The organism is Pseudothermotoga sp. (assembly GCF_031962025.1).
Lineage (GTDB): Bacteria > Thermotogota > Thermotogae > Thermotogales > DSM-5069 > Pseudothermotoga_B.
The window spans coordinates 227,699-250,860 of record NZ_JAVRKW010000002.1 but is presented as its reverse complement, the minus strand read 5'-3'; the positions used below and the strand labels follow the sequence as shown (position 1 = coordinate 250,860).

Below are 23,162 nucleotides of genomic sequence, written 5' to 3'. Positions count from 1 at the left end.
TTTGGGATTTTTACTGGTTTTACTGGTTTTGTTTGTAATGATAGTACTGCAAAATCTCTCTAAATTGCTCAGAAAAAATAGAATACAGTTCATCGCTTTTTGCCAGCTTCTGTATGCAGTTGTTCTTTTTGTTTTTCTGAGAGTGCCTTACACATTCAAAATACAATTTAAGGGATTGATACCTTTTCTTGTAGCTTTTGGAGCGATGATCCTTCTTGGGGGCTTTCTCAAGGCTGAACAAATCAGATTTTACAAAAAAATATCTTTTGTTGACCTTATCTTCATGGGCATTCTGCTACCCATATCAGAGGAGATCATCTTCAGAGGCGCAGTACTGTCTCTGATACCAGATGTCTTTATAAATGCATTGATCTTTTCTTTCATTCATCTGTCGAACGTTTTCAGCAAGATAGAGAGATTTTCAATCTTCAATTTTGCTTACAGATTTGCCGTGGGTTACATATTCGCTTACTCTGTCTTGAGCACAAAAAGCCTTTTTTGCGCATTACTCTGCCATGTACTGAATAATTCAGTGAGCCTATTTGTACTAATGAGATCTGAACATGTAACCAAAAAAGGCGCAGATACTGCTGAGCAAAAAGATGGTGAGCAGAGAGATTGATATCATTTTCAGAGTAATGATCTGAACCAGACCAGCTACACCTTCGCGAATGTAATAACCCATCAGAAAGTAGCTGACAATTCCAGCCACAATGAAAGAACCTATTATGATAAACAGGATCTTCGAAAATGACTCCACAGACAATCCAACAACCCAGGAGATCACAGCAACGATCACCCAGAGTAAATAAGACGGCAGTGGTGAAAACTTTCCTAAAATCAGTTCAAAAACAACCGCATGGTAAACAAAAACCATTAAAATGAAAAAGACAGAGATTTTCTTCATCTGACCTCCACCTCTACTGGCAAAGTCAGATTCATCGAGAGCCACAACCATTTGATTCTAATGTTTGAATATCCCACAACATGCCATTGAGTCGAAAAAAGTTTCTCTCTGATTGGAACATCAAAAACCGCACGAAGCTGTCCGTTTAAAGAATTCGCAACAAGTTGTAGTGTATCACCTTTTTGATCATAAAAATAGATCTGATAATCCACAGGAAAAACAGCCAAATCATCAGGGGGGTTTATGTTTATTTCTCCGTGCAAAGAATCGGATTTTAGAAAAATCTGGCAAACAGCCGATGTGCTGGAAAGTCTTTGAATGTAACCTCTATAAACAATCACCCCGGCAGTGTAATTCAACACCGCCAGGGTTATACACAAAAACAAAAGCCAGTTAATCTTTCTATTTTGCTTCTCCACTGACAACATAACAGGCGACCTTATGCCCCTGAAGAACTTCTACCAAACGTGGATGGTCGTTCTTTTCACAATACTCAACTGCATACGGACACCTATCGAAAAACCTGCACCGCTTTGGCGGGTTTATAGGCTTGGGAACACTCCCTTTTATATTTGGTTCGCCTCTTCTCTGCTCCGGGTCAGGGATAGGTACCGCAGCCAGAAGAGCTTTGGTATAAGGATGAAGTGGATTTTGCAGTACCTCCTCGGTTGGACCAGTCTCAACTATTTTACCCAGGTACATGACCGCTATGTTGTTGCTCATATACCTTGCGACGGCAAGATCGTGAGTTATGTACAGATAACTCATGTTGTGTTCATCGGCAAGTCTCATCATCAGTTTCATCACACCTGTTCGAATTGACACATCGAGCATTGAAGTGGGTTCATCTGCGATTACAAAAGATGGATTCAAAATCAACGCTCTTGCTATTGCCACTCTCTGTCTCTGCCCACCTGAAAGTTCGTGTGGAAATCTGAACATGAAAGTTTCCGGCGGGGTCAAGCCGACATCCGCAAGCATTTGCGCGACTCTATCCTCACGTTCTTTCAAATTACCTATTTCGTGGATGTTCAAAGGTTCAGAAACTATATCGAAGATCGTCATCCTTGGATTGAGCGATTCGTACGGATCCTGGAAGATCATCTGTACACGCCTGCGCAATTGCCAGACCCTTGATCTTCGATTTTCGAGAAACTCTGAAACGAATTTCGCCTCGTTTCTTGAAAGTTTGAGAAACCTATCGGCATATATGCCATCTATACCATCTAATTGTCTGAGCTGTTCATCACTCATCTTTGAAAACCTTTCAACATAATTTTTTTCCACATAGCGCCTTGCCAAGGATTCATTTTCATACAACAGGGGTGTTACATCTTCCTGTTCAAAGATTATCCTTCCTTCTGTCGGTTCTTCAAGCCCCACAAGAACTTTGCCTGTTGTCGTTTTTCCACAGCCTGATTCTCCAACCAGCGCAAGTGATTCCTTCTTTTTTATCTCGATTGAAATATCATCCACGGCATGAACAAAGTATCTTGTTTTGCCGAAAATGCGCCTTTCAGCCGGGAAAAGTTTTCTGAGATTTTCTATTTTTAACACCAGTTCATTGTTCATAGAAACGCACCACCTCTTTTGGTTCCACAGGATGATGGCATGCTACAAAGTGACCTTTTTCTATTTCTCTGTACTCAGGCTCCTGGTTCAAGCACGTTGTATCTGCTTTGGGACATCTTGGAGCAAACCGACAGCCTTTTGGTGGATTGAGCAAGTTTGGTGGCTCTCCTGGTATCGTGACAAGATCTGTTTTTTCACCAACGGTACTTGGAAAAGCATGCATCAAACCATAGGTATACGGATGCATGGGTCTTTTGAAAATTGTCACTGAATCGGCGAGTTCAGCGAATTTTCCCGCATACATGACCGCTATTTTATCGCTGACTTCTGCTATCACTGCGATATCATGAGAGATGTATATCATTGCCATGTTCAGCTTCTTTTGAATCTTTCTTATTTCTTTGAGTATCCTGTCCTGAACGATAACATCGAGCGCTGTTGTTGGTTCATCGGCAATGATAACTCTTGGATCACATGCTAAAGCCATTGCAATAACCGCTCTTTGTTTCATTCCACCACTGTACTGATGTGGATATTGATCCATCCTGGACGGATCGAGTCCAACCAATTCAAAGAGCTCGGCGACTTTTTCTCGGGCTTTGTCCACAGGAGTTTCGGGAAAATGGTTCTGTATGGCTTCGATTATCTGATCTCCCACCTTATAAACTGGATTGAGTGAATTCATGGCAGCCTGAAAGATCATAGATATGCCACGCCATCTGTATTTTCTCATTTCTGATTCGTCTAATTGAACAAGATCCACTGGACCGTTTCCCATATCAAAAAGAACACTTCCCGTTTTGAACTCTGCATTATCTGGTAACAACCTCAAAATCGTCATCGAGATAGAAGTTTTACCACATCCAGATTCGCCAACTATTCCCAAACTCTCACCAGAATCAAGATCAAAATTTATCCCATCAACAGCCTTCACATATCCCATTTTCGTCTTATAGTGCATCCTCAAATCTTTCACAGAGAGCAGCATTTCATCACCTCTTTCTGAGCCTTGGGTTCACAATCTCTTCAAGTCCTCTACCAAGGAAATAGAATGCAGAACACAGCAAAGTTATGCAGACTCCAGCAGGAAGCCACAGCCACCAGTAAGTTCCTATACTCGCTCCCATCAGGTAACCTGACGATTCAGCCATTTGAATGATCACACCCCAGCTCATCCTAATGTTTGCAAGACCCAGGAAAGAGAGTGTAGCTTCGGTGAAGATAGCACCTGTCACATCCAGCATCATGTACAAAAACGAGAGAGGTAAAATATTTGGAATGATGTGCTTGAATATTATATAAGCGTCACTCGCACCGGCAGACTTTGCGGCTTCGATGAATGGTCTAACCTTTATGGTCAAAGCCTGCGCTTTCAACACCAGAGTGATTGAACCAAAGCCAGAAAGCATACCTATGATCAGAGCCAGTCTGAAAAGCGTCAAATCTATGAAAGCACTCAGGACCATCAAAAGTGCAAGACTTGGGAAAAGCATGACTATATCAGCAAGTCTCATAAAAAATGTATCTATCACACCGCCATAATATGCACAGCTGGCACCGATGATCGTACCTATGACAACTGTTATCAAAGCGGCAGTTATACCAAGGACAAATTCACGCGGTGTGCTGTACATGATCATCGACAGAATATCTCTTCCAAGTGGGTCTGTGCCAAGTGGATGTCTGAGAGATGGGGCAGATGGGTGGCTAATTACATCAGGATCAAAACCAATTACAGGATCATAAGGTGCGAATGCCTGATACCCTAAAGGATCATTTTTCCAGAAAATGTTTTTCATTATGATCGGATAAAGAGGATAAACCAGACCAAAAATTGCGAAGAATATTATGACACTGAGTCCAAAAACAGCCAGCTTTCTTTCTCTGAACAACTCCCATCCTGTTCTGAAGGATCTCATCCAGAGTTTAAGACGAATCTTCCACAGGGGTTCCTTTATGACCGCTTCAACCATTTTGCTCACCTCAATATCTTATTCTTGGATCCAAAAAGGCATAGAGTACATCGGCAACAAGGTGGGCGATAAGAACAAAAATACCCGTGAAAACAAGAAGTCCTACCATCAAAGGAGTATCCTGCTGATTGAGGGCTTCCAAATATGCCCTTCCAAGACCGGGCCAGGAAAACATGGTTTCGGTTATTATGCCTCCACCTATCGTGAAACCAAGACTTATCACAAAATTGGTCACAAGTGGTAACAAAGCGTTTCTCGCCGCGTGCTTGTCTCTCACTACTTTATCAGGTAAACCCTTTGCCTTTGCCGTGGTGATGTAGTCTTCCCTTATAACATCAAGCATTGTGTCACGCATCACAAGCATACTTCCGGCAAAAGAATAGAGTGTCAGCGTAAATACAGGTAGAACCATGTGTTTTATTATATCCCAGGCATAAACTCCCTTGCCTGAGAGAATCCAAATCAAAATTGAGATAACAATCGTGGTAATCGAAGAAGTATAAAGTAGAGCTCTCTTGGCGGCTATTGTCTTGAGTTTGCTGGAAATGATCATGGAAATTAGAAAAACAATCAGAAAGATAAATGCATTGAGCAGAAGCTTTAGAAAAAGATCCTGCGCTGAAAAAGAAACGTGTCTCCAAAGATTCGGTTCTATAAACTGGTTCAGCGGAAGTACTCCCAGTATAACTCCAAACAACCAGATGTTGAATATGGCGAGCAACGGCAGAAAGATCGTCCAGAACACGATGCCGGTGAAGGTTGTCACCTGATCGATTATCTTACCTCTTCTCCATGCAGATCTTTTACCAAGATTATATCCAAGGGCATACGAAACTAAGGTCGAGGTTACGAACAGAAAAACTGTTCTGGGAAGCCTCTCAAATATTATTGATGTGACTTTCCTTGGAAAATACGAAAACGACACGCCGAGGTCTAAGGTCACGAAGTTTTTCATGTAATACAGATATCTGGTAAAAACGGGTTTGTCAAAACCAAATTGACGTTTCAAGTTTTCTCTTATTTCTGGAGTAATCTTTGGATTCATGAGGTACTTATCAAGAAAACTTCCAGGCAGGGCTTCCATCAACCAGAAAACAATTGTAACATAGATGAATAGAAGTATGACAATTTGAAAAGCTCTTTTGCCAATAAATTTAAGCACCTTTTACCTCCTCTCAGGCTATAAAATCCCAACCGCCCCGCGTGGCGGGGCGGTGGAAATTGAAAAATCATTGAATACTCATTTTGCTGCCTTTACAAGCAGTGGTGTTCCGTTCGCATATTGCAATCCAGACAGCGTCTTTTCATACGGGAAGATAATCTGATCTGTTCTGTAAGCTTCGGTAACCGGTGTGTCAAAGATCACCACATAAGGAACATCCTGTGCAAGGATCTCCTGAAGTTTGAAGGACAGTTCTCTTGCCTTGTCGATATCAGATGCTGCAAGAAATTCATCGGCAAGTTTATCAAACTCTGGATTGTTGTATCCAGCAGCGTTGTAATCACCGACACCTGCGCGCTTGCTGTGGAAGAAATCTGCAACGTGATCTGGATAGTATCCAAGGCTCCAGCCCAGCATGTAAATATCAAAGTTGAATGGCTCATCAAAGACTTTCTGAACGATCAGGTTGAAGTCGACCAGGTTCGCTTTTATAGGTATACCAAGTTCATTTGCCCATCTTTCAATGTAGAGTGCTATTGTGGCTCTCATTGGGTCATAGCCTGCACCGGGTGCAAGAAGTTCTATTTGTTCAATTCTCTGACCATTAGGACCAATCAAACCTCTACCCTGTCTGACAACGTTGTTGCCCTCGATCTTTGGCTCGACAACCCATTTGAAACCAGCTTTTTTCAAAAGATCGATGGCAAGTTTTCTTCTGTCTCCAAAGCTCATGCCATAACCTGGTGAAAGTTTTTCAACATTGGGGTTGTACCAGAAGACATTTCCATTGGGCACAACACCGTATTGTGGAAATGCCTGACCACCAAGGACCCTGGAAGTGAGAAATTCACGATCCACAAGAGCCGCTATGGCTTGTCTGAATTCTTTGATGTTCATCGGGAATCTTCTCATGTTGAAGCACATGTATCTGAAACCGTTCACAGAGTTGCTGATCAATTTAACATTCGCAACCTTTGCAAGTTGATCTGCCTCACCTTTTTGCAAGCCAAGTGAATTGAAGATAAAGCTGACATCGCCGTTGATCAGAGCGGTTATAGCGGCAGATCTGTTCAGGTACATTCTGTAGATTATGCTATCAACGTAAGGACCTGTGACAAGTTCGTACAATTTTTCACCAGTTGGTTCACCATAACCAGACCAGGCAAATCCAGTGTTTGGATTTTTGATGGACACCGCACCGTTTTTGTAGAGAGTCAGTATACTGCCGGTGTCGAAGTAATCTTTACGAGCAGTGACTTCTATGAATGCTCCTTTTTCCCACTTTTTCAGCAAGAATGCCCCAAGGATTGGCTCGTCGGAAACATCGTAGTTGTACATTGTTTGAAGTGGATCCGCTGTTTTGAGAGCTGCCTCAACTTTTGGTTCCCAGTATTTTTTCTGAAGGATTGGCATCATCAATGCACCGAAGTTTGCCTTTGCAAGACTTGGTTGTGTGAAATAAATTTTCACCGTGAAATCATCAACCTTTTCTGCTTTGATGAAGTAATCGGGATCGATGTAACCAGCCCAGTTTCCACCAAGACCGTAATCAACTATGAATTTTCTGACGGTGTTCATAGACCAGACAACATCATCAGCAGAGAACTTCGTACCATCTGACCATGTGACATCTGTTCTGAGTTTTATGGTGTACACCCACTGATCTCCCTGTTGTTCAAGATCTGGAAGATCTGCGGCAAGACTCGGGATCCAGTCAAATCTCACATCTGAGTAAGAGTACAACCCGGAGACTCTTGGACCTATCACATAGCCAGTCCATACCGTCGCATTTGGACCAAGGTAATTCCAGATGTTCAGTGAAATTGGCTCCTGCAAGAAAGCCCAGTTAACAGCCTGTGCGAAAGCAAAAACCGCAAAAACGAGCACTGACAACACAAACACTTTCTTCATTCCCTCTACCTCCCTTCAAAGATTGATCTACGTTCATTATACAATCTGTTACACGATGAGTCAAACTCCTTAATAAATTAGAATCTGTCCCACCTTGTTTTTTTGTAGTTCTCAAGTACTTTTAAGACAAAATCAATGTCATAAGGTGTGTGATCGGCGTTTATTTGAAATCTTATTGTTTCATCTCCTTTTGGAACTACGGGGAAGTTCAGACCAGTGGCAAGGACACCATTTTCTATTAGATAGTTCACCATATCAGAGGTTCTCTTGGTGTCTCTAACAAGTAAAGGAACAATCGGATGTTCACTGACAATGGTTTCATAACCGAGTTTTAACAAACCGTCTCTGAATTTCTTGGTCAGTTTTCCCAGATATCTCAACCTTTCTCTACCTTCATCGCTGTCAAGAATCTGTAAGACTTTAAGTGCGCATGCAGCCTCTGCTGGTGTGATTGGGTTTGAGTAAATATACGTAATTGCTTTTTCTCTCAGGTATGTAATCACAGTCTGATCTGAGACCACATATCCACCATTCACACCGAAAGCCTTCCCGAGTGTTCCAATTAGAAGATCAACCCGTGCACCAACTACTTGTTCGGTTCCTCTGCCTGTTTCTCCAAAGGCTCCCACACCGTGAGAATCATCGGCAATGACAATTATGTTTTGCTCAAAATAGCTATCGTACTTATTTGCGATATCAACTATTTTGTCCAGCGGTGCATAGTCTCCTCGCATGCTGAAAACACCGTCGGTGATAACAAGAACTCTCCTTGCTCTGCCAATACTGTCTTTTATTTTTTGCTCAAGATCGTTCATATCTAAATGTTTGTAAACGAATTTGTCCTTTGGTCTTGAAAGCTTCACGGCGTTGATAATGCAATTGTGGTTTAACTCGTCGCTTATGATGATCGTTTCGGAGTCTGTGAGAGAAGAGATCACACCGATCACTGTGACATACGCCGCGCTGTAGATCATCGCATCTTCTCTAAGATGAAATTGTGCAAGTTTCTTTTCAAGTTCCCTGTGAGGCAGGTAAGTACCGCTTATGAATCTCACCGCACCTGGTCCAACACCATATTTTCTGGCTGTTTCTTCCTCAATTTTTATGATCTCCTCTCTCAAAGACATTCCAAGATAAGAATTGGAGTTCATTCTTATGAACTCTTTGTTCCCATAACCCTTCAGGAAAAACCTGGGTCCTTTTTCACCTTCTGGTTTCTTGATATCTGTTATTATGAACTCTTTTCCCTTTGCACGACCTTCCCATTTCAGTTGCTGTAATTCCTCATCAAGTGCCTTGGTTATTCTTTCCAAAGGCATCTGTCACACCTCCTTTTGTCTACTGCATCTGTATTTTACAACTTTTGCATGTTCAGCAAAAAATATGCCAACCTGAGTATGTATTTTGAATTTATAAAACTTTGATGTAAGCTTTATCTGGAAACAGGGAGGGATTAAAATGAGAGCTATTTTAAAGACACACATGGCGGCTGGACTGGTGATGCAGGATGTACCAAAACCAGGTACTATTGGACCAACGGAGGTTTTGGTGAAGGTAAAACGTGCATCGATTTGTGGTTCTGATGTTCATATTTACAAATGGGATGACTGGGCAAAAAGTCATATCAGACCACCTATGATAATTGGTCATGAATTTGCCGGAATAGTTGAACAAATCGGTGAAGCTGTTCAAACAGTTCAGGTGGGAGATTTTGTTGCAGCAGAGACACATATTCCATGTCAGCAGTGCTATCAGTGTAAGACCAACAGAATGCACATATGCAGAAACATGAAGATACTTGGTGTTGACATTGATGGAGCCTTTGCCGAATACATCAAGGTACCACAGACAATACTCTGGAAGGTATCATCAAAGATATCACCTGATTTTGCATCGGTGATGGAACCTTTCGGGAATGCAATCCACACGGCTTTGGTCGAAGATTTAACCGGTAAAACTGTGCTGATAACTGGTATAGGTCCAATAGGTGCAATGGCTGTTCAGGTTGCAAAGGCTGCCGGCGCTTCATTGGTAATAGCTTCAGAGATCAAACCATACAGAAAAAACCTTGCAAAGAACAACGGTGCAGACATAGTAATAGATCCAACTCAAGAAGACCTTTACACAAAAGTGATGGAAATCACAGGCGGTGATGGTGTTGACGTCTTTCTGGAAATGTCCGGCAATGCGAGCGCACTTGAGCAGGGATTGAGATCACTCACACGCGGTGGAACAGCTTCCATTTTAGGCGTATTTGGAACAAAAGTACAGCTTGCCATAGACGAACTAATAACCTTCAAAGGAATCAAAATCTACGGCATAACAGGTCGCAAGATCTTTGAGACATGGAGAATAGCAGATCAACTTCTCAGCAGCGGAAAAATCGATCTTTCCAAAGTGGTGACACATATCATTCCATTTGAAGACTGGCAAAAAGGCTTTGACTTAATGATGAAAGGTGAATGCGGAAAGATCGTAATGAAACTTTCAGATTGATATAAGGGGCATCTGCCCCTTATTCTATCATCAGAAGGTAAGGATAATGTGGCTGGCCACCTTCATGAACATCAATCTGCACCTGGTCAACAGCCCTTTCCAGTGCCTCTTTGATCGTATCTATATCAGCATCAACTGCGTCCTGACCGGTGAAAATCGTCACCACTTCTCTTCCACGCAAATCGAGTGCCGTCAGAGCCCTGTTCATCGCCTGCTTTAGAAATTGTCCGTGTGAAACGAGTTTTTTACCTCGCATCACCATGTATTCACCTTTCTTGATTTTGGTTCCATTGTGCTTTGCGTCCCTTACAGCGCGCGTAATACACAGTGGAATAACATATTCAGCAGCTTGGATGAACTTTTCCTGTAACTTTTCTGGTTCTTCATTTGGATCGAAACTCATCATGGCTGAGATGCATTCCTGGACAGTTTGAGTTGGTATTATTATCACCTGTTTATCTTTCGTATTCTCTGCAGCTTGTTTTGCAGCCAGTACTATGTTGGGATTGTTAGGAAACAGAAAAACCACTTCAGCCCTGATCTTGTCTATGGCAAATTTCAGGTCGGCTGTACTTGGATTCATGGTCTGACCGCCGCGGACTATCTGATCCACTCCAAGATTTCTCAAAACTTCTGAGATACCATGACCGGGAGAAACTGCCACAAAACCATATCTTTTGAGTTGCTCGGCAGTTTGTTCCACCAGATGTTCATGTTGCAGTTTCATATTATCCACTTTCACTTTTAATATTTCTCCGTATTTCAGCGCTTCCTCAATTACAATACCTGGACTGTTGGTGTGAACATGAGTTTTGAGCACCGCACCGTCGTGCACCACAACCGCTGAATCTCCTATGCTTTCAAGAAAAAGCCTTAACTCTCCAACCTTTTCAATGTGAAAATCACTCTTTCCCTTCACCATTATTTCAGTGCAGTACTGATATTTTAGTTCTTCTGTAGGCAACTCCACAGAGATCTCGCCGTTGGTACTGGAAACCACCTCGAGATTAACCTGCTCATCTCCTGCAGCCACTGAACGAAATCCCTGCAGTATGTAGTACAATCCCTTGGCACCGGCATCGACTACCCCGGCTTCTTTCAGCACCGGAAGTAAATTCGGAGTTTCTTTTACGGTCTCTTCTGCCACTTTAAGGATCCAATCAAAGACCTGAAGAACTGTCTCAGCCTGGCTTGCTTCTTGTGATCTTTCATCTATTCTTCTTAAAACCGTCAGCATAGTTCCCTCAACCGGTCTCATAACAGCTTTATATGCCACGTTTTTCGCCGTTGAAAACATTTTCAGTATATCTTTTGGCTGAAGTGTCCTTTTCTTTTCACAGTACATTGCAAAACCGCGGAATATTTGGGAAAGTATCACACCGGAGTTACCCCGGGCACCCATAAGCGTTCCACTTCTAATGGCTTCCATCACAGCCGAAAGATCATGCTTGTCCTTGTCCAATTGGTCCAGATATTTGCAACCTTCTTTCATTGTTGCAAGCATGTTTGAACCGGTATCACCATCTGGCACAGGAAAGACGTTTAGCGCATTGAGTTCGTCAACATGTAACGCAAGAAACTGTGTTGCCTTTTGAAAAGCAGTCTTCATGAATTTTCCATTCACTTTTTCCAAGATCCGCACCTCCTCAGCGGATCCCTGTCACGTGCACGTTAACTTCAACATCCTCGCAAGTACCTATGTTCTTCAAAACATGCACGACATTTTCTATGATATTCTTTGCAACCTCTGTTACCTTCACACCGTATTCGACTTCGATGTACAAATCGACAACTACCTTGCCATTGTCGAGTTCCTCAACTTTTATTCTCTCTTCCTCTTTTTCTCCAAAGAGCTTTCCAAAAAAGCTTTCAGAAGATATGTTCACAGGTCCATAGCTCTGTGCCGTTGCAATATAAGCGAGTTTTTTCAACGCCTTCAAACTCACCTGCAGTTCTCCATAATCCAGTTTGATTACCATGCATAAACCTCCTTTTTTAGAAATGATACCACAGTGTCAAAAATTCCCTCCGAGTCAAGTTTACAGAATTTAAGCAATTCTTCCCTAGAACCATGCGGTATGAATTCTTCTGGTACACCGAGTGTGAGCACAGGTTTTCTGATATCGTGTTGATTCATAAAAGTGATTATACTTTCTCCAAAACCACCGCTGAGAAAACCCTCTTCGATCGTGACAAATAAATCGTGACTCTCAGCTAAAAAGTTCATCGTCACTTCGTCTAAAGGTTTGACGCATCTGACATAGACAACAGTTGGATCCAGTGAAATGAGTTTTTCAACCTGGTTTACCATATTCCCAACTGCAAGAACAGCTATTTTACCGTTCCCCTTTCTGAGAATGTCCCAGCTAAACGGGTTTATTGTTTTTGATTTATCCCACAGTTCCTCAAAATCCGCTTTTTCAGAATCTCTTGGATATCGAATGGCTATTACGCCTTTTATGTTCTTTTCAACCACGGTCCTCAATAAGCATACCAGATCAAACAGATTGGCTGGCGTAAAGATTATCGATTTTGGCACAGTTCTGAATAGTGCTATATCTGACAACCCGTGATGAGTTGGACCGTCTTCACCGACAAGACCAGCCCTGTCGATTGCAAAGACAACATCAAGGTCTTGCAATGCCACGTCGTGTACAATCTGATCGTATGCCCTCTGCAAAAAGGTGGAATAGATTGCAACAAAAGGCCTTAAACCCATGACTGACAATCCGGCGGCGAATGTCACACAGGATTGTTCAGTTATGCCAAGATCTGCAAATCTATCTGGCAATTTTTCTGAAAATCGTCTCAAGCCGGTCCCATCTGGCATTGCGGCAGTTACAGCAAAGATCCTTTTATCTTTTTGGGCAAGTCTGAGCAAAGTCTCACCAAAGACCTCACTGTAAGATATATATCCCTGCTTCTTAACAGGCTCTCCAGACTCTGGATCAAACTTTGGGGCACTGTGAAAGGTTACGCAATCTTTCTCAGCCGGTTCATATCCTTTGCCTTTTTGTGTTAAAACATGAACAACCACCGGATAATCGTAGTGCTTTATTCTCTTAAAAACGGCAGTCATCAATTCAAGATCATGTCCATCTATAGGACCTATGTGTTTCAAGCCGAGCGATTCAAAAAAATCAGGTCCGGAGATAAAATGCTTCATACTCTCACGAATTCTCTTCAGTTCATCTTCAAAATTTTTTCCCAGATCTGATCCTTCAAGTACCTTCTTCAGAAGCTGTTTGAATTTCACATAAGCAGGGCTGGTGCGCAATTTTGCAAAAGTCTGTGAAAGGGCTCCAACATTCGGGGCAATTGACATACCATTGTCATTCAGGATGATCTTCAGTTTAGAATTCTGCGATTTCAACTGGTTCAAACTCTCCAGGGCTTCACCGTTTGTCAATGCCCCATCTCCTATTACAACCAGAACATTTCTATTTTGATTTTTCAACCTCAATGCCTTTTCAATACCAAGAGCTGCGGCGATGGAAGTTCCCGCGTGACCGGCACCGAATCTGTCCAGATCGGACTCTTTTAACGACGCATAACCACTGATTCCACCAAATCTTCTGATGTTTGTAAATTCATCCCATCTACCTGTTAAAAGTTTGTGTGTGTAACACTGATGAGAAGTGTCCCAGATGACTATATCCTGTCTGGGATCAAAAACGTTGTAAAGCGCAAGCGTTAATTCAACCACACCCAGATTGGAAGAAAGATGTCCGCCATTTGCTGAAACAACCTGTATTATTCGCTCTCTTATGATGCTCGAAATCTGTTTAAGTTTCCAGATATCTGCTCCTACCACATCATCTAGGTTCAAATTCGGTCCCCTCCATCAATTGTTGAGCCTGAGCATACACATCCTGAACCTGGATCTTCGCCTCACTGAGCATCGCAATCAATTTTTTATATATCTCGATACCTCTGTTATACAGATCCAGCGCCTCATCAAATGGCAGATCTTCCTGTTCGAGCTTTTCCACAATCTTTTCCAACTCACTTACCATCTGATCGATCCTCACAGACCATCACCTTCACAACTCCGTCTGAAAATCGGACAGTCAATCTGTCTTGCTTGTTCAACTCAAAAGAGCTTTTCACCCAACGACCATCTTTTTCAACAATCGCATAACCTTTCTCAAGTATGTTCACCGGATTTAGCGAAGACAATTTTAACCTGAAAGATTCTGATTTTTTCTCACATAAAAATATGTGTTTTTGCATTGCATCTAATAGCCTTTTTGCAAGAATCTGAATCAGAGTTATATCATTTTTCAGATTTTGTTTAAGATGAATACCCGCCCTTTGAATCAAACTGGTTACATAACTTATCAACTGTGATTTTTCAGGTACTGCTGCCTGTGCGGCGGCTGTTGGTGTATGAGCTGAATAATCAGCCACTAAGTCTATAAAAACCGTATCTATTTGATGCCCCACCCCAGAGATAACAGGGTGTCTCAATCTGTAAACAGCCCTGACGACCTCTTCATCGTTGAAAATCCACAGATCATCTGCCGATCCACCACCTCTGGTGATCAAAACCACATCCAGTTCTTCATTGTCTGCATCATTCAACGCCTTTATCAGAGAATTTTTGGCATCTTCTCCCTGAACTCCTGTGTGATACAAAAGGATTTCTACAGCGGGAAATCTTTCTGAAATCGTTCTCAAAACATCCTGATAGGCTGCTGAATTTCTTGAGGTTACCACTCCGATCCTTCTTGGGTACTTCGGTAAAGGACGCTTTGGCTTTTCGAAGATTTTTTCTTTCAAAAGTCGATCGTAAGTTTCTTTCATTTTCATGAAAAGCAACCCACGCTGCGGGAGAACTTTCAAATATTTACACTGAAATCTGTATACACCCCTTGGTGCATAGACCCTAACATCACCGCGCGCCTCAACTGTCTGACCATCTGTCAGATTAACACCCATTGAGGCTCCGCCAAAAAACACGCACCCTATCGTTGTGAATTCATCCTTGAGCGAAAAAAACAAATGACCATTTCTCTGTTTGCAATCAACCACTTCACCGATAATGTTTATATCGGTGAGATATGGATCGGAGTTTATCAGAGTTTCTATGTAATAAGTGATTTCACTGACTGTGTAAACTTTATCCACAGGAACCGCCCTTTTTCAGAAAATTTTGAGCAACTTGCACAATTTGATCGGGCAGACCAAATCTTTCAGCCACAGTTATCGCAACATTCTGCCCCAGATGTTTACCTCTTTGCACAGAATAATCTATCATTCTGTGAGGGTCAACTGCGTCCAGATTTCTCAACTTTCCACACATATACACATTTGACGCGTTTCTGACAACAGCTGGATAATGCGTTGTGAAAAACACAAAGTCGCTGAACTTGTCAAGATAATCAACAGCAGCAATAGCCAGTGCTTCGCCTTCAACTGGATTTGTCGTCGAGCCAAATTCGTCGATCAGGATCAATTTCTTTCCATCGAGTTTTATGATATCCACAAACGAAGAAATCTCCCTTGCAAATGAGCTCAAACCAAGCTCTTCACCTCTGGAAAGATACCTCACTGAATCAAAAAGAGGCGAAGAAAACCTTTCACACGGAACCGGGAACCCAAGATGCATGAGAACTACAAAACTTCCCACTGTTCTCAACAGGGTCGTTTTACCGCCCATGTTTGGTCCGTACAGAACCGTTACACCCTTGCTCGCTTCAATATCCACAGGATAGTATGTATAGCCATTTTTCTGGCAGTATTCAACAACAGGCGGAAATCTTCCCTTCTCGATCTTAAATCCACTTGAAATCTCCGGACGGCAGCAATTCATCTGGTAAAAGAAATCATATCTACAAAGATCAAGATCGATCTGCTGGACCAATTCTTCACAGGATTTGAGAGTTTCCAAAAAGCTATCAACAGCTCTGGAAAGCTTTTTGAGAATTATTTCTTCTTCGTCTCTCATCTGATCTTCTATCATTTTCAACTGGTCAGACAGTTCTACAACTTCCTGTGAACATTTGATTCTGAGATGATACCTTTCACTGGACCTTCTGACCACTTCAACCAAATCTTCCTGAATCAGTTTTTCGGCAATCTCCCTGTCGCATGTGAATTCCTCGCCGGGTAATTTAATTGAGAATCTCTTTTCTATTTCCTCTTTTGAAGATTTCAATTTTTCTTCTATCTGCTTTGAAATAGAAAGGTGTTTTTTTCGAAGATGGACAAGCTCTTCAGATTGCAGGTAGAAATTCACAGACTGAGAGGTCAAATCGGCAAGAATCTTCCACAGATTAGATAAGTCTGGTAAATCCCAGATACCTTTTGTCAAATCTGAAAGTTTTATCGTGTAATAGACAAATCTTTTGAGCTTTGCAAAATCACCTATGCTATCAAAACCGCTTTCAACCTGATTTTTGATGTATCCCAAAAGCCCAAGCTGATCTTTGATCATTTGAACAGTTAATCTATCAAGCTTCAGTACCTTTTGTAATCTTTCCCAATGTTGATAAAATTCCCTCTCGTCTTTGATAGGAAAAAGTTCTTTGAAAAAACTTTTCCCATATTCCGTCACAGGTTGAAAATTCGACAAAATCGCATCAACCATCACAAAATCCCGTGTTGTCTTGTCTAAAAACAGAAAAATTTCCTCCCAAAGAATTATACCCCAATCATCGATTCATGATCAGAAGTATCAAAGGTGCGAACACTTCCGCAACGAGTGACATAACAGTGATCATGGTATTCAGTGATGGTCCGGCAGTATCCTTGAATGGATCACCGACAGTATCACCAACAACCGCAGCTTTGTGCGCCTGTGAGCCTTTTCCACCGTGATGTCCTTCTTCAATGAATTTCTTTGCGTTGTCCCACGCACCACCCGCATTTGCCATAAACAGAGCAAAGATAATTCCAGTGACTATGCTACCAGCGAGAAAACCTGCCAAGGCTTCTTTGCCAAGAAAGATCAGTGTCATTGCAGGAGCTATTATAGACAGAACGCCAGGCAAAATCAATTCTTTCAGAGCACCTGCCGTTGCTATATCGACACACCTGGCATAATCCGGTTTACTCGTTCCCTCAATAAGTCCAGGGATCTGTTTAAACTGCCTTCTGATTTCTTCAACCATTCTTTCAGAGTTTCTACCCACAGCCAGAATCAACAATGCCGAGAGAAATGGTGGCATCATTGCACCGATGAAAATACCTGCGATAACCTGTGGAGAAATCAATTCCAGAGATTTTATATCCACTAAGTGAGTGTACGCAGCGAACAGAGCCAAAACCGTTAGAGCTGCGGAACCTATTGCAAAACCCTTCGTTATGGCTTTTGATGTGTTCCCGGCTGCATCGAGCATATCGGTTATTGCAATGACCTCTTCACCGAGCCCGGATTGTTCAGCCACGCCTTTGGCGTTGTCAGATATGGGACCATACGCATCAGCCGAGATGATCATACCTACAATCGAAAGCATGCCAAGTGCTGCGTTTGCAACACCGTAAAATGGATCCATATCAAACATTTTTGCAAGATACCACGAAGCAATAGTTGCAATTGAAATACACAAAATTGGAGGCACAATGCTAACAAGTCCGTATGAAAAACCCGTCAGGATGTTTATGGCACTGCCGGTGACAGAAGCCTGTGCAACCTGCTTGGTTGGCTTTTTTTCAATCGAAGTGAAATAATCCGAAGTCAGCCCGATGACAACTCCAGCTCCAAGACCAGCCACCGTGGGTAAAAACACTCCGAGCCATTTTGAACCTTCAAGACCTGAGAATCTGGTGACGAAAAACAGCAGAATCACAAAAATAAAACAGGTTGAAAATGTTCCCATATTCAGAGCCCTGCCGGGGCTTTTAATACTACTGGTCACAAAGACAAGTCCAAGCATCGAAGCAAAAAGTCCCATCGCAGCTATCAACAGCGGCATCGTCGTGAGGATTCCACCACCAAGTTCTGATCCAATTATCATGGCAGCAATCACACTCGCGATGTATGAATCTGTCAAATCTGCACCCATTCCAGCCACATCTCCAACGTTGTCTCCAACATTGTCGGCTATCACCGCAGGATTTCTCGGGTCGTCTTCCGGTATACCGAGTTCGACCTTCCCAACAAGATCAGCGCTTATATCTGCCGTCTTTGTATAGATACCCCCACCCGCTTTTGCAAACAGGGCGAGTGCGCTTGCTCCGAAACTAAATCCCAGCACCACACTGGATGCATCTGAATCATTCCAGCCAAAACCAACTCTGAAAATGAAAAATAAAACAGTTATACCGAGCAGCGATATCCCAACCACAAACATTCCCATGACGGCTCCACCATAAAAAGCAACTGGGAAAGCGGCTTTGAGTCCTTTTCTTGCAGATGACGCGACTCTGACATTGGTCTCAACTGCCGCTCTCATTCCAAGATAAGCGGCAACAGTAGTGCAAACAGAACCAAGTACATAAGCAATTGCCATACTCAATCCAACCGATGGGTTTTTAAGAAAGCCACTCACCAGACCGATGATGACTGCCATTATTACAACAAAAACTGCTAAGGCCCTGTTTTGCCTCCTCAAGTACGCGAGAGCACCTTCTTTGATGGCAGAAGATATCTGTTTCATCTTTTCTGTGCCGGAATCTTTTTTCATAACATAGGCATACAGTCCAAACGCAAGGCAGATGGAACTAACTGCTGCAGACAGAGCCAGAATAAACCAGCTCACAAGACCACCCCCATCAAATTGTTAAAGGACTATCACCTTCTTGCTTTTTATGCCAAAACTCTTGAGAATATTCTTTGTATCAAAGATCAACTCACTGTTCTCAACTAACATGTTGTAATCGATCCTTTTCTTATGCGCAGTCGTTATAATGGCTATATCAGCCCATCTGCACAGTTCTTCGGTGAGCTTTTCGGTTTTTCTCTCTTTGCCTTTGTAACTGAATCTTTCAACGTATGGATCGACAACAACGACATCTGCCAAATTTTTCTCAAGATGCTCGAGTACCTTCAATGCCGGAGATTCTCTGACATCGTCTACGTCTCCTTTATATGCTATACCAACCAGGAGCACTTTTGCGCCGTTCATGCATTTTTTCTTTTGATTCAACAATTGCATGGTTCTTTGAACCACATACTCCGGCATATAATCATTTATCTCTCCAGCCAATTCAATGAGTCTTGTGTGGTAATCGTATTCACGCGCTTTGTAAGTCAGATAAAAAGGATCAATGGGTATACAATGCCCTCCGACACCCGGTCCTGGATAAAAAGGCATGAAACCAAACGGCTTTGTCGAAGCTGCCTCTATCACTTCCCAGATGTTTATTCCCATCTTTTCTGCAACGATAGCCATCTCATTTATAAGTGCTATGTTGACTATTCTGAAAGTGTTCTCCAGAATCTTTGACATTTCCGCTTCTTTCGGTGAAGAGACAACAAAAACCGGTGCCTCAAGCACACTTTCATATAAAAGTCTTGCAACTTCGGTTGATTTCTCACCAACACCGCCGACCACTTTGGGTGTGTTCTTGGTCTTGTAAATGAGATTTCCCGGATCGACCCTCTCCGGGCTAAAGGCAAGATAAAAATCTTCTTCGCATTTCAAACCTGTCGATTCCAGTATCGGTTTCACAACCTCTTCGGTCGTACCCGGATAAGTAGTTGACTCAAGCACCACGAGCATCTCTTTGTGAAGTCTTTTGGCTATATCTTTCGCCGTGTTAACGACATAAGTTAGATCCGGTTGTTTGAACCTGTCCAGCGGAGTCGGAACGCATATAGTTGCAACATCACATTCTCTGAGTTTGTCAAAATCGTTGGTTGCGCGAAGTTTTCCTTCACTGACGAGTTTTTGCAAATCTTCGGTTACAACATCACCAATGTAGTTCTGACCAAGATTTACCATGTCAACACGTTTTTTTTGAATATCAAAACCTATCACTTTGAAACCCGCTTTTGCCTTTTCAACAGCAAGCGGCAAACCTACATATCCAAGTCCAATCACACCGATTACAGCAGATCTGTTGAGTATTTTTTCCTTCAGCATCCTCTCGCCTCCTTGAAGTATTCACCTATGCACTTTACAACATACTCTATTTCTATCTCATTGAGTTCTGGAAAGATTGGCAGCGCAAGCACCTCTTTACATGCACGCTCTGTGTTTTCAAGAGGCTGAAAATCGAACCGGGAAAAGCACTTCTGCCTGTGTAAACCCAGCGGATAGTAAACTGCGGTCTCAACACCATTATCATTGAGATATTTTTTAAGAGAATCTCTGTGGTTGTTTTTCACTCTGACCACATATTGATGAAAAATACACCTCAGATCATCATGAACCTGAGGGGTTTTTAACAAATCCAAATTGAGAGAGTTCAACAGCCTGTTGTATGTTTTTGCTATCTGTATTCTTCTTTCATGGTATTTTTCAAGGTACCTGAGTTTGACTCTCAGAATGGCAGCCTGGATTTCATCAAGCCTGCTGTTTATACCTTCAATTTCGTGGAAATACTTTTTTCTTGCACCGTGAACTCTGAATATCCTGCAAAAATCAGCTAAGGCATCATCGTTTGTCACTATCATTCCACCGTCTCCAAAGGCTCCAAGGTTTTTGGTTGGGAAGAAAGACAGTGTGGAAATATCTCCAACTGAACCGCTTTTCTTGATATTTCCATCTGAATAAATCCAGTACGAACCGACAGATTGAGCACAGTCTTCTATTATCTTCACGCCAAAATCGTTTCTTATCTTCTCAAGTTTCTGCAGATCGACGGTTCTGCCGAACAGGTGAACTGGTATCACTGCTTTTATTCTATTTCTCTGTGGATGGCTTTTGAGTATCTCTTCAACCTGATCAAGATCGATATTGAAAGTTTCAGGATCTATATCCACAAAAATGGGAGTGGCACCATTTCTTGTTATGCAGCTTGCAGTCGCAAAAAAGCTGAAGGCTGTGGTTATCACATAATCTCCTTCGGATATACCAAGAGATCTGACGGCAATGTAAAGAGCGTCTGAACCATTTGCCACGGCTATTGCGTGTTTTACACCCAAATACTGTGCCATTTCCTTTTCAAAAGCTTCGACATTTGGTCCCATGATGAGCCTTCCTGACTTTAAAACACTGTCAATGGCGTTGAGTATTTGGCTTTCAATCTCATGATATTGTCTTGTCATGTCAAAGAGTGGTACTTTCACGGACCTCACTCCTTTCTTTCCAAGAAGACCCGCCCGTCTGTCTGAATCTTGAAAACAAAGATATTCTGCATCTTCAAAGATTTAGCCTTCTGTGCTATTTCATCGGCATGTCTGAATGAAGCTACAAGAACTGCATCGTAGGAAATTTTTTGTACCATATCTGGATCGATCACATTCACACCGTTAACAGTTGTGCCATGCTTGGAGCTGTCGTCGTCCACAAACGCAACGACATCGATATTTTCACCCGTAAGTGCATCAAGAAGAGTCTGTCCAACTATACCAGCACCATACAGAACGATTTTTTTCAAACCAAATTTTGAAAGCTGATCGAGGACCTCAGTGAAAACCTGACGGGAATTTGAATAAAGTTTCGCAGTTTCTCTGAGATAACATATTGAGAGATACTGCAATCTATAGATTCCACCTTCGGTTATTACGTAGGACATCTTCTTTCTGTTTGGACCTGTTTTTTTTATATAACCTTTCTGTTCAAAGAGCGAAAGATATCTGTTCACCATGGATGGAGCAATATGGGCGATCTTTGAAAATTGTTGCTGGGAAAATGAACCATTAGATAAAATGGCTTTCAAAAGTACATATTCTCTGAAAAGAACAGACGGCTCAAAAAAAAGATAATCATCCATATCAATCACTCACTGAGTGAATTATACTACAAAAATCAAATAAATTACCAAAAAAGTTGAAATTCACAAAAGCAGAAAGTACAACCAGTAAACCGATATGTTGACGGCTGTAACCAAAAACCCCACCTTGAAAAATTCCATAAATGTCAGATGCACATCTTCCTTCTCGGCATTTTGAACGATGATCACATTACTTGCGGCACCAAGGATGGTGAGGTTGCCAGCTATTGTACTGCCGGCGGCAAGAGCGCAAAGAACAGCATCGCTTGCGTTGTTGAAAAAGGTCAAAAACAGTGCAACAAAGGGAACATTCGATATAAACTGGCTCACACCGACGCTGACTGCAAGTATCTGCGGGATGCTCGAAAAATTCATGAAAGAGACGTATTTCTGGAAAACCCCGCAATTCCAGACGGCTTGCATTGTAACAAACATCGAAGCGAAAAAAACTATCGTTGCCCAGTCCATGGATTTGAGGATCTTGAATCTTTTCTCGCTGAACAGAACAACGACAGAAGCCGCCACTATTGAAATATAACTGAGTCTCAAGATCTCATGACCAAAGAAAGTACCCACGATTCTCACTGCAACCAGAAGTAGAAGTAAAATCAATGAAATTTTTGAGATGCGCGAAAGCTTTGCATCTGTTGTAATATCAACTGTATGATCAATCTGTGTGCCGTCAAAAGATTTTCTGTAGAATATCTTGAGAATAAAATATGTCAATAGCATATTCAAAACAGTTGGGATGAACAAATACTTTGCAAAAACAACAAAAGGACCTTTCATTTGACTTTTAAGTGCTATGAGCAGATTTTGCGGATTTCCAATTGGACTTGTGACGCTTCCTATGGTGACACCAAAGGCTAAACCAAGCAACAAAGCCCTTGGGTCTATTCTGTGCTTTTTGGCAAGATAGATCATCAAAGGCGTTCCAACGACTGCAACAGTATCGTTCATCAAAATGGCAGAAAGAAATCCGCTCACAAATATGACCAGTAAAAGTAAACTGGATGAGTTCTTAGCCTTTCTGAAGATCAGATAAGAAAGGTGATATAAATACCCACTCTCTCTCATTGCTTCCCCGATGATAAACATACCGATTAGAAAGATGATCACATCAAGATTTATAGATAACAAAGCATCTTTAATGCTGATCTGCCTGGTTAGTATCAAAAATACAGCGGCAGCGGTCATGACCTGCCATATCTTGAAAGTCACACTCTTGATTTTTCTGATTGCAATGAGAGCAAAGACAACCAGTAAAACAATCAAAGGTAGACTCACAACAACACCCACGTGTATTTTAAAAGTT

21 protein-coding genes are annotated in these 23,162 nt (G+C 42.0%); 2 read left to right on the top strand and 19 right to left on the bottom strand.

Features of this window, described 5'->3' with window-relative positions:
- Position 1 precedes the first annotated feature (1 nt).
- Positions 2-622, top strand: coding sequence for a CPBP family intramembrane glutamic endopeptidase (locus tag AC4E92_RS03085; protein ID WP_490239121.1), 621 nt, complete (start codon positions 2-4; stop codon positions 620-622).
- Here AC4E92_RS03085 and AC4E92_RS03080 read toward each other — a convergent pair.
- The 8 genes from AC4E92_RS03080 to AC4E92_RS03045 form a co-directional block, all read right to left on the bottom strand.
- Positions 548-907 (bottom strand): hypothetical protein, encoded by a 360-nt coding sequence (locus AC4E92_RS03080; RefSeq protein WP_490239120.1) that lies wholly within the window; start codon positions 905-907, stop codon positions 548-550. The two genes, AC4E92_RS03085 and AC4E92_RS03080, sit on opposite strands and share 75 nt — an antisense overlap.
- Positions 904-1,335 carry a hypothetical protein gene (locus AC4E92_RS03075; protein ID WP_490239119.1) on the bottom strand — a complete coding sequence of 144 codons (432 nt, stop codon included), beginning with the start codon at positions 1,333-1,335 and terminating at the stop codon, positions 904-906. Before AC4E92_RS03075 ends, AC4E92_RS03080 begins: the two co-directional genes overlap by 4 nt.
- Positions 1,310-2,479: an ABC transporter ATP-binding protein gene (locus tag AC4E92_RS03070; protein WP_490239118.1), complete on the bottom strand. Its 1,170-nt coding sequence runs from the start codon at positions 2,477-2,479 to the stop codon at positions 1,310-1,312. Before AC4E92_RS03070 ends, AC4E92_RS03075 begins: the two co-directional genes overlap by 26 nt.
- Positions 2,469-3,467 carry an ABC transporter ATP-binding protein gene (locus AC4E92_RS03065; RefSeq protein ID WP_490239117.1) on the bottom strand — a complete coding sequence of 333 codons (999 nt, stop codon included), beginning with the start codon at positions 3,465-3,467 and terminating at the stop codon, positions 2,469-2,471. The genes AC4E92_RS03070 and AC4E92_RS03065 overlap by 11 nt, the downstream gene beginning before the upstream one ends.
- 4 nt (positions 3,468-3,471) lie before the next feature.
- Complete coding sequence (locus AC4E92_RS03060; protein WP_490239116.1) at positions 3,472-4,452, bottom strand: ABC transporter permease; 981 nt, start codon at positions 4,450-4,452, stop codon at positions 3,472-3,474.
- A 10-nt stretch (positions 4,453-4,462) separates the two neighbouring features.
- Positions 4,463-5,614: an ABC transporter permease gene (locus AC4E92_RS03055; protein WP_490239115.1), complete on the bottom strand. Its 1,152-nt coding sequence runs from the start codon at positions 5,612-5,614 to the stop codon at positions 4,463-4,465.
- 78 nt (positions 5,615-5,692) lie between these two features.
- A complete protein-coding gene (locus AC4E92_RS03050) occupies positions 5,693-7,525 on the bottom strand; it encodes an ABC transporter substrate-binding protein (RefSeq protein ID WP_490239114.1) in 1,833 nt (610 codons plus the stop codon).
- Between the two features lie 77 nt (positions 7,526-7,602).
- Positions 7,603-8,844 carry an aminotransferase class I/II-fold pyridoxal phosphate-dependent enzyme gene (locus tag AC4E92_RS03045; RefSeq protein WP_490239113.1) on the bottom strand — a complete coding sequence of 414 codons (1,242 nt, stop codon included), beginning with the start codon at positions 8,842-8,844 and terminating at the stop codon, positions 7,603-7,605.
- Between the two features lie 139 nt (positions 8,845-8,983).
- On the opposite strand from AC4E92_RS03045, the gene tdh reads away from it, so the two are divergent.
- Positions 8,984-10,021 (top strand): L-threonine 3-dehydrogenase, encoded by a 1,038-nt coding sequence (gene tdh / locus AC4E92_RS03040; RefSeq protein ID WP_490239112.1) that lies wholly within the window; start codon positions 8,984-8,986, stop codon positions 10,019-10,021.
- A gap of 19 nt (positions 10,022-10,040) precedes the next feature.
- On the opposite strand, the gene AC4E92_RS03035 is transcribed toward tdh, so the two are convergent.
- The 11 genes from AC4E92_RS03035 to AC4E92_RS02985 all read right to left on the bottom strand — a co-directional run bounded on the left by AC4E92_RS03035 (position 10,041) and on the right by AC4E92_RS02985 (position 23,134).
- Positions 10,041-11,645, bottom strand: coding sequence for a DAK2 domain-containing protein (locus AC4E92_RS03035; protein WP_490239183.1), 1,605 nt, complete (start codon positions 11,643-11,645; stop codon positions 10,041-10,043).
- 22 nt (positions 11,646-11,667) lie between these two features.
- Positions 11,668-12,000, bottom strand: coding sequence for an Asp23/Gls24 family envelope stress response protein (locus AC4E92_RS03030; protein WP_490239111.1), 333 nt, complete (start codon positions 11,998-12,000; stop codon positions 11,668-11,670).
- The gene (gene dxs / locus AC4E92_RS03025) at positions 11,994-13,850 is read right to left on the bottom strand and encodes a 1-deoxy-D-xylulose-5-phosphate synthase (RefSeq protein WP_490239110.1); all 1,857 of its coding nucleotides are present in this window, start codon (positions 13,848-13,850) and stop codon (positions 11,994-11,996) included. The genes AC4E92_RS03030 and dxs overlap by 7 nt, the downstream gene beginning before the upstream one ends.
- The gene (gene xseB, locus AC4E92_RS03020; RefSeq protein WP_490239109.1) at positions 13,837-14,037 is read right to left on the bottom strand and encodes an exodeoxyribonuclease VII small subunit; all 201 of its coding nucleotides are present in this window, start codon (positions 14,035-14,037) and stop codon (positions 13,837-13,839) included. Before xseB ends, dxs begins: the two co-directional genes overlap by 14 nt.
- Entirely contained in the window at positions 14,027-15,151 is a 1,125-nt protein-coding gene (xseA, locus tag AC4E92_RS03015) for an exodeoxyribonuclease VII large subunit (RefSeq protein ID WP_490239108.1), read from the bottom strand. The genes xseB and xseA overlap by 11 nt, the downstream gene beginning before the upstream one ends.
- Positions 15,144-16,613 carry a MutS-related protein gene (locus AC4E92_RS03010; protein ID WP_490239107.1) on the bottom strand — a complete coding sequence of 490 codons (1,470 nt, stop codon included), beginning with the start codon at positions 16,611-16,613 and terminating at the stop codon, positions 15,144-15,146. The genes xseA and AC4E92_RS03010 overlap by 8 nt, the downstream gene beginning before the upstream one ends.
- A gap of 64 nt (positions 16,614-16,677) precedes the next feature.
- On the bottom strand, positions 16,678-18,726 hold the full coding sequence (locus AC4E92_RS03005) for a sodium-translocating pyrophosphatase (RefSeq protein ID WP_490239106.1): 2,049 nt from the start codon (positions 18,724-18,726) through the stop codon (positions 16,678-16,680).
- Positions 18,727-18,747: 21 nt separating this feature from the next.
- Positions 18,748-20,052 (bottom strand): nucleotide sugar dehydrogenase, encoded by a 1,305-nt coding sequence (locus AC4E92_RS03000; RefSeq protein WP_490239105.1) that lies wholly within the window; start codon positions 20,050-20,052, stop codon positions 18,748-18,750.
- Positions 20,046-21,200: a DegT/DnrJ/EryC1/StrS family aminotransferase gene (locus tag AC4E92_RS02995; protein WP_490239104.1), complete on the bottom strand. Its 1,155-nt coding sequence runs from the start codon at positions 21,198-21,200 to the stop codon at positions 20,046-20,048. Before AC4E92_RS02995 ends, AC4E92_RS03000 begins: the two co-directional genes overlap by 7 nt.
- Before the next feature lie 5 nt (positions 21,201-21,205).
- Positions 21,206-21,847: a nucleoside-diphosphate sugar epimerase/dehydratase gene (locus AC4E92_RS02990; protein ID WP_490239103.1), complete on the bottom strand. Its 642-nt coding sequence runs from the start codon at positions 21,845-21,847 to the stop codon at positions 21,206-21,208.
- A gap of 63 nt (positions 21,848-21,910) precedes the next feature.
- Positions 21,911-23,134, bottom strand: a complete 1,224-nt coding sequence (locus AC4E92_RS02985; RefSeq protein ID WP_490239102.1) for an ArsB/NhaD family transporter — start codon at positions 23,132-23,134, stop codon at positions 21,911-21,913.
- Positions 23,135-23,162 lie beyond the last annotated feature (28 nt).

What these genes read in the sequence shown, in the direction of transcription:
- AC4E92_RS03065 (WP_490239117.1), bottom strand. Translation starts at nt 3,467, where the DNA reads ATGCTGCTCTCTGTGAAAGATTTGAGGATGCACTATAAGACGAAAATG.
- AC4E92_RS03010 (WP_490239107.1), bottom strand. Translation starts at nt 16,613, where the DNA reads ATGGTTGATGCGATTTTGTCGAATTTTCAACCTGTGACGGAATATGGG.
- AC4E92_RS03080 (WP_490239120.1), bottom strand. Translation starts at nt 907, where the DNA reads ATGAAGAAAATCTCTGTCTTTTTCATTTTAATGGTTTTTGTTTACCAT.
- xseB (WP_490239109.1), bottom strand. Translation starts at nt 14,037, where the DNA reads ATGGTAAGTGAGTTGGAAAAGATTGTGGAAAAGCTCGAACAGGAAGAT.
- AC4E92_RS03075 (WP_490239119.1), bottom strand. Translation starts at nt 1,335, where the DNA reads ATGTTGTCAGTGGAGAAGCAAAATAGAAAGATTAACTGGCTTTTGTTT.
- AC4E92_RS03045 (WP_490239113.1), bottom strand. Translation starts at nt 8,844, where the DNA reads ATGCCTTTGGAAAGAATAACCAAGGCACTTGATGAGGAATTACAGCAA.
- AC4E92_RS02990 (WP_490239103.1), bottom strand. Translation starts at nt 21,847, where the DNA reads ATGGATGATTATCTTTTTTTTGAGCCGTCTGTTCTTTTCAGAGAATAT.
- tdh (WP_490239112.1), top strand. Translation starts at nt 8,984, where the DNA reads ATGAGAGCTATTTTAAAGACACACATGGCGGCTGGACTGGTGATGCAG.
- AC4E92_RS03070 (WP_490239118.1), bottom strand. Translation starts at nt 2,479, where the DNA reads ATGAACAATGAACTGGTGTTAAAAATAGAAAATCTCAGAAAACTTTTC.
- AC4E92_RS03050 (WP_490239114.1), bottom strand. Translation starts at nt 7,525, where the DNA reads ATGAAGAAAGTGTTTGTGTTGTCAGTGCTCGTTTTTGCGGTTTTTGCT.
- AC4E92_RS03060 (WP_490239116.1), bottom strand. Translation starts at nt 4,452, where the DNA reads ATGGTTGAAGCGGTCATAAAGGAACCCCTGTGGAAGATTCGTCTTAAA.
- AC4E92_RS03000 (WP_490239105.1), bottom strand. Translation starts at nt 20,052, where the DNA reads ATGCTGAAGGAAAAAATACTCAACAGATCTGCTGTAATCGGTGTGATT.
- AC4E92_RS03030 (WP_490239111.1), bottom strand. Translation starts at nt 12,000, where the DNA reads ATGGTAATCAAACTGGATTATGGAGAACTGCAGGTGAGTTTGAAGGCG.